Origin of the sequence: Acinetobacter sp. AR2-3 (assembly GCF_001878775.1) — a bacterium.
GTDB lineage: Bacteria > Pseudomonadota > Gammaproteobacteria > Pseudomonadales > Moraxellaceae > Acinetobacter > Acinetobacter lwoffii_D.
Map to the genome: position 1 here is coordinate 18,555 of NZ_MJIQ01000085.1, position 14,541 is coordinate 33,095.

At 45.1% G+C, this 14,541-nt stretch carries 13 protein-coding genes; 11 read left to right on the forward strand and 2 right to left on the reverse strand.

Annotated elements, in window-relative coordinates:
- Positions 1–247: 247 nt before the first annotated feature.
- On the reverse strand, positions 248–1,183 hold the full coding sequence (locus tag BFN00_RS14350) for an LpxL/LpxP family acyltransferase (protein ID WP_005261737.1): 936 nt from the start codon (positions 1,181–1,183) through the stop codon (positions 248–250).
- A 107-nt stretch (positions 1,184–1,290) separates the two neighbouring features.
- Positions 1,291–3,195 (reverse strand): ATP-binding cassette domain-containing protein, encoded by a 1,905-nt coding sequence (locus BFN00_RS14355; protein WP_071852221.1) that lies wholly within the window; start codon positions 3,193–3,195, stop codon positions 1,291–1,293.
- 33 nt (positions 3,196–3,228) lie between these two features.
- Here BFN00_RS14355 and BFN00_RS14360 point away from each other — a divergent pair, with 33 nt between their 5' ends.
- From BFN00_RS14360 to BFN00_RS14415, 11 genes are all read left to right on the forward strand, one after another.
- Entirely contained in the window at positions 3,229–3,474 is a 246-nt protein-coding gene (locus BFN00_RS14360) for a SlyX family protein (RefSeq protein WP_004278477.1), read from the forward strand.
- 367 nt (positions 3,475–3,841) lie between these two features.
- Positions 3,842–4,846, forward strand: coding sequence for a hypothetical protein (locus tag BFN00_RS14370; protein WP_005261740.1), 1,005 nt, complete (start codon positions 3,842–3,844; stop codon positions 4,844–4,846).
- Positions 4,847–4,916: 70 nt separating this feature from the next.
- The gene (locus BFN00_RS14375; RefSeq protein WP_004647398.1) at positions 4,917–5,366 is read left to right on the forward strand and encodes a hypothetical protein; all 450 of its coding nucleotides are present in this window, start codon (positions 4,917–4,919) and stop codon (positions 5,364–5,366) included.
- A 30-nt stretch (positions 5,367–5,396) separates the two neighbouring features.
- Positions 5,397–8,039: a type I DNA topoisomerase gene (gene topA / locus BFN00_RS14380; protein ID WP_004278474.1), complete on the forward strand. Its 2,643-nt coding sequence runs from the start codon at positions 5,397–5,399 to the stop codon at positions 8,037–8,039.
- Positions 8,040–8,132: 93 nt separating this feature from the next.
- Positions 8,133–8,936: an NYN domain-containing protein gene (locus BFN00_RS14385; protein WP_034439084.1), complete on the forward strand. Its 804-nt coding sequence runs from the start codon at positions 8,133–8,135 to the stop codon at positions 8,934–8,936.
- Between the two features lie 5 nt (positions 8,937–8,941).
- Positions 8,942–9,697, forward strand: coding sequence for a hypothetical protein (locus tag BFN00_RS14390; RefSeq protein WP_071852222.1), 756 nt, complete (start codon positions 8,942–8,944; stop codon positions 9,695–9,697).
- A 65-nt stretch (positions 9,698–9,762) separates the two neighbouring features.
- Entirely contained in the window at positions 9,763–10,902 is a 1,140-nt protein-coding gene (locus BFN00_RS14395) for a glycerate kinase family protein (protein WP_071852223.1), read from the forward strand.
- 152 nt (positions 10,903–11,054) lie between these two features.
- On the forward strand, positions 11,055–13,043 hold the full coding sequence (locus BFN00_RS14400) for an ATP-dependent helicase (protein ID WP_071852224.1): 1,989 nt from the start codon (positions 11,055–11,057) through the stop codon (positions 13,041–13,043).
- Positions 13,044–13,126: 83 nt separating this feature from the next.
- Positions 13,127–13,378, forward strand: coding sequence for an RNA recognition motif domain-containing protein (locus tag BFN00_RS14405; RefSeq protein ID WP_004647405.1), 252 nt, complete (start codon positions 13,127–13,129; stop codon positions 13,376–13,378).
- Positions 13,379–13,571: 193 nt separating this feature from the next.
- On the forward strand, positions 13,572–14,075 hold the full coding sequence (locus BFN00_RS14410; protein WP_004278463.1) for a DUF6586 family protein: 504 nt from the start codon (positions 13,572–13,574) through the stop codon (positions 14,073–14,075).
- A gap of 105 nt (positions 14,076–14,180) precedes the next feature.
- Entirely contained in the window at positions 14,181–14,459 is a 279-nt protein-coding gene (locus BFN00_RS14415) for a hypothetical protein (RefSeq protein WP_004278462.1), read from the forward strand.
- Positions 14,460–14,541 lie beyond the last annotated feature (82 nt).

Sequence of the window (14,541 nt, forward strand, 5' to 3'; positions counted from 1 at the left end):
GGTATTCTAGGTTTATCAGCACAGGGAGTCGAGAAAGGATATTCTCATAAGGAAGACGAAGCTGAATGAAAACATCATGGATATGATGCTGAAAGGGAAATCACAAAAAAGCAGAACGAATTATAATATGTGAAAGCACAACCTCATTAACCCGAGTTTTACAGGATGTAGAGCTCGGGTTAAATTATTTCAATTACTTAAACATGATTTTAAGCTATAGCCCTTCAAATTCCGTGATCAAATCGATTTAGTAAATTGATTTATAACCTTCAGGGCGAGTCTTAAAACGGCGGTGGAACCACATATATTGGGTCGGTGCGATGCGCAACTGCTGCTCAATCACCCGGTTTACGCGAGTGGCATCTTCAACTTCATTCTCACTAGGGAAGTTTTCCAGTGCCGGTTCAATGAGCACATGGTAGCGCGGATTGTTAATATCGCCATGACGGTAGAAATATAAAGGAATTGCAGCCGCTTTGGTCATTTTCAGTAAACGGCGATGTGCGGTTACAGTCGCCGCAGGCACGCCAAAAAAAGGTGCCATCACGCCTTGTTTTAAACCATAATCCTGATCCGGACTGTACCAGATCGCATGGCCATTTTTCAGGTTACGTACCAGACCGCGCATATCATCATGGTCAATCTGATTGGCATAAATTGTGGCGCGACAACGGTAAATCAGCATGTCCAAAAGTGGATTATTCTGCGGACGATAGACCACATCCGGTTCAAAATATTGTGCGCAAAGATAACCACCCGCATCGAGCAAAGTTGAATGCGTGCCTAATAACAGCATGCCTTGGCCTGCGGCTTGTGCCTTCTGAATATGTTCCAAGCCTTCAATACTGACGCGGCCCTGAAACCATTTCGGACTGTACCAGGCATTCAGCGTCTCAAACACCCCCAGCATTTGATCGATAAATACCTGACGGGCATTGTCCTGTACCTGCTTTTCAGACCATTCGGGAAAGCAGACTTCCAGATTACGCAGCGTGGTTTCACGGCGTGATTTCAAGTATTTAAAAGAAAGGTGGCCCAGCAGGGACGCCAGACGATGCTGAATGGCCCAAGGTAAGATCGCCAGAATCATCAGGAAAATAATGCCTAGCCATTTGCCCCAATATTGAGGTAACAGGAATGACCATTGAAATTCACCGGGTTGATATGCAGGCTGAGTACTCATAAAACAATTTAGGGCCAAAAGATTAAATGCAGTCTAACAGAGAAGATTATTGAAATAAAAAAGCATCTGTACGAATACAGATGCTTTAGTAAAAGCTCGGGGAATATTTAGCCGTTACTTAGGTTGTCCAGTTCTTCCCAACGCTCTAATTTTTCCAGTAACAGCTCATCAATTTCGGATAAGCGTTTAGACAGTTTCAGTGCTTTATCGGAATCAGTCACAAATAAAGAGCCATCAGCCAGTTGTGCATTGATCTCGACCTGCTCTTTTTCTAGCGCTTCCATCTCAGCTGGAAGTTGCTCGAGTGCACGTTGGTCTTTATAACTGAGTTTAACTTTTTTGGCAGCGACCGGCGCAGTCTCGGCTTCTGCTTTGGCCATGGCTTTTTTCACGGCACTTTTTTGATCAACCACGGTTTGATCCGGACGCTGTTCAAGATAATCCTGATAACCGCCGACATATTCGTCGATATTGCCCTTACCATCAAAGACCCAAGTTGATGTCACCACGTTGTCCATAAAGGCACGGTCATGCGAGATCAACAGCAGAGTGCCTTTGTAGCCACCGAGCATTTCTTCCAGTAACTCTAAGGTCACCATGTCCAGATCGTTGGTTGGCTCATCCATCACAATCAGATTCGATGGCTTGAGTAACAGTTTCGCCAACAGGATACGGTTGCGCTCACCACCAGACAAAGCTTTGACTGGGGTACGTGCACGCTCCGGCGAGAACAGGAAGTCTTGCAGATAACTATAAATATGACGGCGGTTACCATTCACATCCACATGGTCAGAACCTTCTGACACGTTATCTTTGACTGATTTTTCCAGATCCAACGCATTACGTAACTGGTCAAAATAGGCCACTTCAAGCTGCGTACCGGTCTTCACCGTACCGCCATGTTCTAGCTCGCCCAGAATGGCTTTAATGAGTGTAGTTTTACCGACACCGTTATCACCGACCAGACCGATACGGTCGCCACGGAGTACAAGTGCAGAGAAATTATTGATGATCGGTGCATTGTCACCGAATTTCACACTCAGGTTCTCGATTTCAAACACCAGTTTGCCGGAACGGTTGGCATCCTGAGTCGCCATTGTCACTTTACCTTGTTGCGAACGACGTGCTCTAGATTCTTCACGCAATGCTTTCAGGGCACGGACACGGCCTTCGTTACGGGTACGACGGGCTTTAATTCCTTGACGGATCCAGACTTCTTCTTCAGCCAGCTTTTTATCGAAGAGCGCATTTTGCTTTTCTTCAGCTTCCATCTGCTGGGCTTTCAGGTCTAGATAACGTGAATAGTTACCTTCATAGCTACGTAGTTGACCACGATCCAGCTCGACAATACGGGTGGCAATGCTGTCGACAAAGGCACGGTCATGCGAAATGAACAGCAGGGTCAAATTGTTTTGATCGAGCAGGAATTTTTCCAGCCATTCGATACTTTCAACGTCTAAATGGTTCGTCGGTTCGTCCAGTAACAGCACATCGGGTTGGGTAAGTAAAGCACGTGCCAGTAGTACACGACGCTTACGACCACCAGATAAATCGGCAAGATCTGCATCCGGGTCCAGGCCCATTTTGCTTAAAATCGAATTGACTTTGGTTTCCAGCGCCCAGCCATCCAGCTGATCCATTTTGTGTTGCAGGTTGCCCATACGATCACAGGCGTCCATGTCACCGAGTACACAGGCTTCACTGGCAGCATGATAAGCACGCAAAACTTCCGATGCTTCACCGGCACCATCTGCCACGATATCAGCCACTTTACCTGAATCCATCGGTACATCTTGCGCCAGCATGGAAATAGTAATGCCGTTTTGTAATGAAACTTCGCCGTTGTCAGGCAGTAAACTTCCTTCAATCAGCTTAAGTAAGGTAGACTTACCCTCACCATTACGGCCAATCAAACACACTCGTTCGCCGCGTTCCAAGTTAAAATTCGCGCCGTCGAGCAGGGCGGGTCCACCAAACGCAAGTTGGACATCCCTAAGGGTAATATAGGCCATAATGTTTCCTGAAATCCCCAATGAGGACTTTAAATGACTAAACAACAAAATCTAAATGATCAGGCGTCATTTTCCGCACCCATTGAAGATTTGCAAGTGCGAATTGCATTTTTAGACGATTTAGTTGAACAGTTGAATGATCAGGTGGCCAAACAGACCTTGGAAATTGCTGATCTGAAAAAGCAAATGACGCTGTTATATCAACGTGTTGAGTCTTCAGATCTGTCTGAAGGCATTGCAGAATTTGATCCGGTTGCAGATCGCCCACCGCATTATTAATTTGCAACCAATGATTTAATCAACAACAACCCTTAGCTGATCTAAGGGTTTTTTATTGAAAAATAAAAATGAGCCAATCGATAAGATGTTAAAAAGAGAAATATTATTTTTTTGAATTGGCTTTTAAATTGCATTAAATCCGCATATAAAAGTAATAAAGCGCAGCGCGATCATCAAGTTTAAAAGAGTTTTTCTGCTGAAAACAAACATTCGCGCTCGTAAACAGATTTCTTGCAGGCATTTCATAAAATGCAGTTTGGCCCTCTGCCGAAACAGGCCTGCACCCATTCAGTCGTAAAATTATTTGACCTTTCACTCACTTCCTACTCTAATACCGGCTCTCAGGTACATTCCGGAATTGCGTCCCATGCACCCAAAAGTTGTTCTACTCGACCTCGAAAATAATTTCCCCACAGCCAAGTTAATGCGTGAGATTGTGGCGCATTATTCGACTTTATATCTGTTTAGCTGTGCTGGAAAATTTGAATTCTCCTTAGAGGATTTAACCGAGCTTGCCGGCTGGATTAGCAGTGGTCAGGTGGTGGTACTGGACACGCCTGAATCGCCACAAAAAGAATATGAATATGCGGTCATTGTCGGTCAGCTTATGGCGCTACTGGAGCCGGAAACCGAGGTTGAATTGATCTCGGCGATGGACAGCTGCGAGATGTTGCAGCAGATGCTGCAAGCTTCTGATATTCCGTGTCACCTGATTCAGATTCAGCCTGATGAGACAAACATTCCAACCGATCAACCTAAAAATCATCTTCCGAGTCTGGATACCATCAAGAACAAACCTGCCTTGCAACTGGTGAAAAAATACTGTGATGCGTTAGGGAAAATGAGCGGCAAACCGAATACGGTGGAAACCCTAAAAAACTCAGTGGCGAATATTCTGCAAGTGATGCCGGTAAAAGCTCAGCATGTGGTCGGCATGTTGATTAACCTGAAAATCGTCAAACGCTATGATGAGCAAATCAGCTTCCGCAAAAAAGTTTTGAAACAATGGCTGCAACTCAATCTGGATGAACAAAGCCCGGTTGAAAATCCAAAACTGGATCAGGTCATTTCCCAACTGAAGGCAGAAGAAGCTCCAGTTGAATCTGAAATACTCAAGTCACCAATCCAGTCGGCACAGCAAGACCTGTTCAAGAACTTTGGCCGGATCGATCCGGTACAACTGGAAGTGGCGCGTAAACTGCGTGAATTGCAGGGCGATAAACCCAAAGACATTTATGAGCTGCGTGATTTACTGGAACAGTTATTTCCAAAATCGGACATCCGCTTGCTGCTGAAGGAGTTGATCGAGAAAGGTTATATTTACTGGAATGGTCACGAAATTTTATATAGTCATGAAATGTTCCTGAATTAATTTTATCGTGCAAACTTGCGTTTTATATTGTGCTTATGCAACTCTAATAATAGAACATAAAGGTTGAACTATGGAAAACACTGGAATCTGGGTGACGGTGGTCATCATCATTTTCGTCATAGGGTCGATTTTCGGGTTGCGCGTGAGCCCCCGAGAAAAAGCCTTGGGCCTGATGCGTGACAAAGCCCGTAAAATGGGTTTGCATCCACGTCTGGTGGTGGCACCGGACTGGACCAAAATCCCGAAGGCGACTGAAAGTCGTGCCAGTATGGTCGCGTACTACAGTGTGCTGATGCCAGATGCGCGTTTGCCCTTGATGCGCGCCCGTGTTGTCGATAATAAACTCGAAATCGTGCAGGGTGATGAGAAATTTAAAGATTTTCCCATTGCATTAAAAGGCATTTATGCTATTGATATGCAGGCCAACTGTGTCGGCATGTACTGGGATGAAGAAGCTGATTTAAGAGCGACCCAACTCGACGACATCAAAGCACTGTTACACGCTTTGGCTGAACTTTAATTTAGAAATAAACAGGATTAACGGTTAATTATGGCGAACGCTCCTCGGTCCACATCAAAAAGCAGCACAGCGAAGTCTCCCGACGCTGGAAGCAAGCGTGCCCTAGTGATTGTGGAGTCGCCTGCAAAAGCGAAAACAATCAATAAGTACCTTGGTCCGAACTACATCGTAAAATCATCGGTGGGTCATGTGCGTGACTTGCCGACAGGCGGATCTGCAAAATCGACAGAGAAAAAACCGGCGACACGTACCAAACTGACGGATGCAGAAAAAGCTGAAAAATCACAGAATGCGTTGATTAACCGCATGGGTGTCGATCCGGAACATGACTGGAAAGCCAAATACGAAGTCCTTCCTGGCAAAGAACATGTGGTTGCCGAACTGAAAAAACTGGCATCGCAAGTCGATGAAGTCTATCTGGCAACGGATATGGACAGGGAAGGAGAGGCGATTGCCTGGCATTTAAAAGAAGTCATCGGCGGTGATGATTCGCGTTATCAGCGTGTGGTCTTTAATGAAATTACCAAAAATGCGATTCAGGATGCTTTTAAGCATCCGTCACGTCTGGATACCAATAAAGTCAATGCGCAGCAGGCACGCCGTTTCCTGGATCGTGTCGTGGGCTTTATGATTTCGCCATTGCTTTGGGAAAAGATTGCGCGTGGTCTGTCAGCCGGTCGTGTACAGTCGGTTGCGGTGAAGCTAGTGGTCGAGCGTGAACGTGAAATTCGTGCCTTCATTCCTGAAGAATACTGGCAGGTGTTTGCCGATACCAAATCGAAAAAAGATGATATTCGTCTCGAAGCGGTCAAGCAAAATGGCAAGACGCTCAAGCTGCGCAACAAAGCCGAAACTGATGCCTTATTAAACCTGATCAAAGATGCGGATTATACGGTTTCTGCACGTGAAGATAAGCCAACCAAGGTTAATCCAAGTGCGCCGTATATCACGTCAACGCTACAACAGGCAGCCAGTACCCGTCTCGGTTTTTCTGTGAAGAAAACCATGATGCTGGCGCAGCGTCTGTATGAAGCCGGCTTCATTACCTATATGCGTACCGACTCGACCTTCTTGAGTGATGATGCGGTGAATATGGTGCGTGGTCATATCGAATCCGAGTTTGGCGAGAAGTATTTGCCTGCCAAGCCGAACCGTTATGGCAATAAAGCCGGTGCGCAAGAAGCGCATGAGGCGATTCGTCCATCTATGGTTGGCTTAAAAGGCGACAGTCTGGTGGGTGTTGAGCGTGATGCACAGCGTCTGTATGACCTGATCTGGCGCCAGTTTGTTGCTTGTCAGATGACTCCGGCAGAATATCTGTCTTCTACCATTTTGGTGGATGCCAATGGCGTAGAACTGAAAGCCAAAGGCCGTACCTTGGTCTTTGATGGCTTTACCCGCGTGCGTGGTGCCAATAAAGCCGATGACGATATTTTATTGCCTGCGGTCAAAGTCGGTGAAGTGCTTAAACTTGAGAAACTTGATCCATCTCAACATTTCACCAAGCCACCGGCACGTTTTACTGAAGCCTCACTGGTGAAAGAACTCGAGAAAAAAGGCATTGGCCGTCCATCGACCTATGCTGCGATTATCTCGACCATTCAGGATCGTGGTTATGTGAAACTGGATAACCGTCGTCTCTATGCCGAGAAGATGGGTGAGATCGTTACCGATCGTCTGGATGAAAATTTTAGTAATCTGATGAACTATGCCTTTACCGCAGATCTTGAAGGTCAGCTGGATAAAGTAGCAGATGGTGAGCGTAACTGGAAAGAGTTATTAGACAGCTTCTATGGCGATTTTAAGCAACGTTTGACTACGGCGCAGGGTGAGAACGGTATGCGCCGCAATCAGCCTGTAGAAGTGGATGCAGTACACTGTAAAGAATGTGACCGTCCAATGCAGATTCGTACCGGAACCACAGGCGTATTCTTGGGTTGTTCAGGCTATAACCTACCGCCGAAAGAGCGTTGTAAAGGAACCTTGAACCTGACACCAGTGGAGTCTCTGGCAGCATTATCTGATGATGAGGCTGCGGAAACTGCTGACCTGATGTCGAAGAAGCGTTGTCCGATCTGTGAAACTGCCATGGACAGCTATGTGATTGATGGCGGCCGTAAACTGCATATCTGTGGGAATAACCCGGACTGTAGTGGTTTTGAACTTGAAGAAGGTGAGTTCAAAATTAAAGGCTATGATGGCCCGAGTATCCCATGCGACAAGTGTGATGGTGAAATGCAGCTGAAGACGGGTCGTTTTGGTCCGTATTTTGCCTGTACCAGCTGTGACAATACCCGTAAAGTCTTAAAGAGCGGTCAGCCTGCGCCTCCACGTGTGGATCCGATCAAGATGGAGCATTTACGTTCTGCCAAGCATGACGATTTCTTTGTACTGCGTGACGGTGCAGCCGGTTTATTCCTGGCGGCAAGCAAGTTCCCGAAAGTGCGTGAAACCCGTGCACCGAAAGTGGCCGAGATTCGTTCTGTTGCCGACCAGCTTGATCCAAAGTATCAGTTTATCTTGCAGGCACCTGATGTGGACCCGGAAGGGAATCCAACTCTGGTAAAATTTAGCCGTAAGAACCAGTCACAATATATTGGTTCGGAAACTGCAGAAGGCAAGCAAACCAAATGGTCTCTGGTTTATCAGGACGGAAAATGGGTTGAAGCCTAAACTCTAAGATTCAAAAAAATGCTGACGAAAGTCGGCATTTTTTATGTCAGAATCATGTATATAAAAAATTAAAAATAATATCTTGGGGTGGATGTGGATATTCAGACAAAAAAGTTCGCTGTATTAATCGATGCGGATAATTCTTCTATCAACGCGATTTCATCGGTATTGGAGGAAGTTGCGAAATATGGAATTGCAAGTGTCAAACGTGTGTATGGGGACTGGAGCAGCGAAACTTTAAAGAAATGGCGAGATGTACTCCTTCCTCATGCCATCACTCCGGTACAACAATTCGCTTATACCAAGGGTAAAGATGCGACGGATATGATCCTGATCATTGATGCTATGGATTTACTTTATGCAGGTGCATTAGATGGATTTTGTATCGTATCCAGCGATAGCGATTTCACGCCCTTAGCTTCACGTATTCGTGAAAATGGTCTAACAGTGTATGGCTTTGGCAAAAAAGCTACGCCTGAAGCATTTAAGAAAGCCTGTGACAAGTTCATTTATATCGAAAACTTACTTGTAGATAGTGAAATTAAAAATAATGAGGATGGTGAAGAAACAGGATCAATAGATAAAAAAGTTTCGGAGATTATCAAGACTAATGGACAAAAAACTATATCTGCGCAAAAGGAAATTCAGTTACCTGAAGGGATGGATCGAGCTACGCTTAACTTAATTTATAAAGCTGTAAAAGATAATGCCGATGATAATGGATGGGCGAATTTAGGGATGGTCGGGCAGTATATCAGTGCAGTAAAGCCTGATTTTGACTCTCGTAACTATGGTAGAGCCAAATTGTCAGGATTAATAAAAACTTTAAATTTATTTGAAACAAAAATAGAAATGAGTCAGATGTATTTAAGAAAAATGAAAAAGCAGAGTGTGTAATCGATATGTGGAAAAAGATTCGGATTCTGATTTTATTAATCATCTTATTGATTGTCGCGGTCAATGCCTATCGTGATCAAAACCAGAACTGGTCAAAGCCGATTATTGTGTTGCTGCATCCGATTAATGCCGATGGATTACCGACCACACAGCAATATATCCAGCAACTGTCAGCTCAGGACCTGAATGGAGCACGGGAATATCTGGAAAAAGCAGCTCAGCAGTATCGTGGACAGCCGACTTATTTTTATTTTAATTTAGGCCGTGAGCTTCAAGTTCTACCACCCAAAGTCCCTGAGCAAGACTCGCTCATCGATACAGTTTTATGGAGTTTAAAATTCCGGTTCTATGCTTGGAAACAGCGACAGAGTTCAGACCCTTCAGCTAATGTGACTTTATTTTTAAATTACTATGATCCTGTGCAGACCAAGCAATTGAAACATTCAACTGCCTTGCAAAAAGGCCGAATTGGTTCGGTAAATCTATTTGCATCCAAGCAACAGACTGAACAGAATAAAATTGTCTTGGTTCATGAGTTGCTGCATGCCTTTGGTGCTTCAGATAAATATGATTTGGCCACAGGCCAACCGATTTATCCACTGGGTTATGCATTTCCAGATCAACAACCCTTATTTCCGCAGGCCAAAGCGGAGCTGATGGCAGGATATATCCCGGTGTCTCAAACCACCAGTAAAATGCCAGAATCTTTAAATCAAACTTTGATTAATGAGATAACTGCAATTGAACTGGGCTGGAAATAAAGACTTGTGGATAGTGCTGGATTTATCCACAATTTAGACTTCATTTGTGGATAAAAGATCACACCATGCCGCTCACCTTTGTGCTTGCTCCCGACTCGTTTAAAGAAAGTATGTCTGCTGCACAGGCTTCTCAGGTCATGCAACGCGGTATTCAGAACGTCATTCCGGATGCCCACATTATTCATGTGCCAATGGCTGATGGTGGTGAAGGCACGGTCGATGCACTGATTTCAAGTTTAAAGGGGCAAAGTATTGCATGTGACGTGACCGGGCCATTATCTGAGCAACGTATCCAGACCTATTGGGGGATGGTTGATGCATGCCAGACTGCCGTGATTGAAATGGCCAAAGCCAATGGCATACATTTGCTTGCAGCAGAAAAGCGTAATCCGATGCTCACTTCAACTTATGGCACAGGAGAAATGATCAAACAGGCATTGGATTTGAGTGTGAAAAAAATCATCATTGGGCTCGGTGGCAGTGTCACCAATGATGCGGGTGCGGGCATGCTGCAAGCACTGGGTGTACGGTTTCTAAATCATGCGGGTGAGTCAATTCAGGTCTGTGGTGGAAACTTAGATCTGGTCAAATCAATGGATTTATCCGAACTTGATTCACGTTTAGCAGATACTGAAATAATCATTGCATCAGATGTCAACAATCCGCTGTGTGGGCCAAATGGTGCCTCAAATATATTTGGGCCACAGAAAGGTGCAAACCCTGAAATGGTCAAGCAGTTAGATCAAAACCTCGGTCATTTTGCCGATGTGGTTGCTCGGCAGATTGGCCATGATCATCGTCATGTGGCAGGTGCGGGCGCTGCCGGCGGACTGGGTTTTGGTTTAATGGCATTCACTGCTGCTTCCATTCGATCAGGTGTAGAACTGATAATTGAACAGGTTCAACTGGGTGAAAAAATAGCGCAAGCAGATTATGTATTTACCGGTGAAGGTAAAATTGATTTTCAAACCAAATTTGGCAAAACACCGTTTGGTGTGGCACAGGTTGCCAAACGTTTCAATAAACCGGTGACTGCTTTTGCGGGTCTATTCGGTGAAGGGATTGAGGGTCTTTTTGAGTCAGGATTTAGCCAGATTATTGGTATTAATCCGCCAGATTATAGTCTGGAAGAAGCATTAAAAAATGCAGAAATGAACTTGGAGAAAGCTGTCACTGAGATAGTCAAAAATCTTTTGACAGAGTGAAAGTATTTCTCTCTGCTGCAATCCAGTACGCCCTGTCGTCAGCTAATATCAAATCAAAAAATAAAATTGGAGATAGTTTCAGGGCAACTGAAAAGCCATAATTCTGAAAGCGATCTGTTAAACTATATACATCCACGCAATGATGAGTGAAAATGAGTTTAGCCACCCTGATTGATGAATTAAACCCTCAGCAAAGACAAGCAGCCACCACAGAAGCAAAACACAGTTTGGTGCTGGCGGGGGCAGGTTGTGGCAAAACCAAGACCATCGTGGCACGCGCAGCTTACTTAATTGAACAAGGCGTGCCTGCCAACCAGATTCAAATTCTAACCTTTACCCGCCGGGCTGCCAGTGAAATTGTGGCGCGTGTCGAACTGGCACTTGGTGAACAAGCCAAGGGACTGCGAGCCTCGACTTTTCATACTTTCTGTATGTATCTGCTGCGCCGTATTCCCAAAGCCTTTGGTCTGGAACAGTTTTCGATTATTGATCGTGATGATCAGCTGATGATGTTCCGCCTGATTCGCGGTCGTGATGACAAGAAAAATCCCAACCATCTGCCTAAGCCTCAGGAACTATGTGATCTATATTCTTTTGCAAGGAATACCCGGCAAAAACTCAGTCTGGCATTAGAAAAACAGATGCCGGAATATCTGGCCTTAAAGGACCAGATTGCCGAGATTATGAAAGAGTACGAAGCACGTAAGCAGGCACGCAGCTTTCTGGATTATGATGACATTCTGGCGGTAGTAGCTACGGCGCTGGCACAGTCCGAAGGTCTGGTCGACTATGTCGCTTCAATCTGTCGACATATGCTGGTCGATGAAATGCAGGATACCAATCCATTACAATGGGCTTTGCTCGAACCACTTAAAGACCGGATCAGCCTGTTTTGTGTCGGTGATGATGCCCAGTCGATTTATGGCTTTCGTGGTGCAGACTTTGAAAATATTCACCATTTCAAAGAACGTGTGCCAGATGCGCAGATTTTCAAATTAGAAAAAAACTACCGCTCGACCCAGGAAATTCTCGATCTGTCTAACTGGCTGCTCGATCAGTCTGAAATCAAATATGACAAACGTCTAGAAGCTTATCGCGGAGAAGGTGTAAAGCCGCGCATGCATATTTTCCCGAATGAGTTTGATGAAGCCAAATGGATTGCGATTGATATTAAAGAGCGCCATTATCTGCAAGGCAGCAAATGGGGCGAGCATATGGTGCTGGTTCGTTCCAGTTTTGCCGCACGGCATATTGAGGCAGCCTGTATCGCGGCTAATGTGCCGTATCGCTTTATTGGTGGCATGAAGCTGCTGGAAACGGCGCATGTCAAAGATTTGCTCAGCATGCTGCGCGTAGTCGCCAATCCGCTGGATGATATCGCCTGGATGCGTTTCTTGACCCTGTGGAATGGTGTGGGTGATGTGGGTGCCAGCAAGCTATCGCAGCAGTTATTGGCTGAACCGGAAATGGATCAGATTGCAAAGAAATTAGAACAGTTTGGCAAGATACCGCTAGAAACCATTCTGATCATGCAGCAGATGAGTGTGCTCAAAGGCGAAGTGCAAGCTTGTGTCGGTCTGGCGATTCAGGCGATTGAATCTCAATTGGCAGAAAACTATAAAAAGGATTGGCCACGTCGCCAAAGTGATTTTGAACTGGTCAAACAGCTGGCGTCCAAGCATTCACAGCTGAGTGAATTTTTAGAGGAATATGTACTGGATCCGGTGTCCATCTCGGAAATCGAGCGCCAGTCGGATCATGATGTGGTGACCTTAATCACCATTCACTCGGCCAAAGGCACCGAGCAAAATGTCTGTTATGTAGCCAATGTGACGCCGGGGAATTATCCGCATGCGCGTGCTCAAGGTGATTTTGATGATGTCGAAGAAGAACGTCGTGTGCTGTATGTGGCGTTGACCCGGGCAAAAAATGAATTAATTCTGACCAAACAGAACCTGAATCATTGGGCGCGGGAAACGGTCGATGAGCAGGGGCGTAAAGTCGAAAGCTATTTCCTGAATGATCTCACCCGGCATTTATGCACCACGGAAACCCATTACAAGACCCGGCAGCAAACTGTAAAAAGTGCCCTGATTGAACGCAAGTCGATTAATTTAGATTTTGGGATTGATCTCGATTAAACTATAGCAAAGTTGTTTCATGCAAAAAGTAGAGTAGGCGCGTGCTTTTTGATATTTTTTGCCTATCTTCTTAAGGTTGTAAGATGAAAATTTTAGTTCGTAATTTAGAACGTACGGTCACAGAAGCCGAATTGCTGAAACTGTTCCAGGAATATGGCACAGTGGAGACCTGTACTTTGGTGCTTGATGCATCAACAGGCAAATCAAAAGGTTTTGCTTTTGTAGAAATGCCACATGGCCGTGAAGCAGTCAAAGCCATTAAAGGCCTGAACACTTTACGCCTGCACGGACATGGGATCCGCGTGAAAGCCGCAGAAGATAAGCCTCAGGCTTAAACTCAAAAAAGGAGCACTTGATAGGCTCCTTTTTTATGGTCGAAATTTAGCATTGCCGTAGCTGTTCAATCAGCTCAATGCTCTGAATTTCAGTGCTGGATGGATTCAGTCCGAACATCTTTTGATTGCGAAATGCAGGCGAACCTTTTACTTTATAAAAGCCAAAATTTGTTTTAAACCTTAGGAAATCTCGATGACCCGTGTTGCTCGCTATCATGCGGACCGTACCAATCAAAAACTGTATTTCGCCCGTCTATCCTGCCAGCAAGCAGAGCAAACCGAACATGTACAACAGGCTCAGGCACAACGTGAAGCAACTGTGTTTCATTTGCATGGTGCTTTGTTAGCATTTTTACAGGAACTGGTGCGTTACTATCGCCTGAATGATCCTCATCCGACGCTAAAATCGATCGAAGAACTGATGGCGGCCAAAGGCCAAATTTCGCCAGAAGTGGCGGTGCTGCAACATTTGTCCAAGAGCGGTTTCATTGCTGAACTGAAACGTGCTTACCGTCTGTGCCAGTATGCGCCCGAACCAAGTACCCCAGAACCTGAAGACGAAACCTCCTCAAATCTCATCATTAAAGTCACACAGTCTCCACAAGCATGGTTACCTGATACTGCTATATTGAGGGAGTGGCATCGTGACCTGACGCAATTAATTGATGGTTTTCGTAATGAGATGATTGAATTTTAATCGGATCGGCTGTACTTGAAATTGCAATTTTTAACCCTATATCAATTACTCTAATGATGCAAAGTGCACCCGGCGCTTTGCCACCATGTTGAACATGGAGGATATATGTCTATAGAACAGTTGAAAGATTTATTTGGTAATCAAGACGCGATTTTAGAACTCGTTCAACTTGAAGGTGGCGCGTTGGCTCTACGCAATGCAGGCTCACATAAACAGCCTTTGGTCATGATTCAATTTAATGATGAGGTGAAAGCTCTACTTGGAGAGCAGACGCCCGTGATTGCGCAACAGATGATTCAGGCAGCACTCTATGGTTTGCTGGAACAGCAGGTCAATGAGTGGCAGGCTGAAGTTGTGGATGAAGAACCAAAGTATATGAGTTAATCGTTGAAATTTATTTAGTAAGCACACTACTATTGGTGTGCTTTTTGAGTTTTATAGGTTATTAGGGTCTGTTGACATTTCA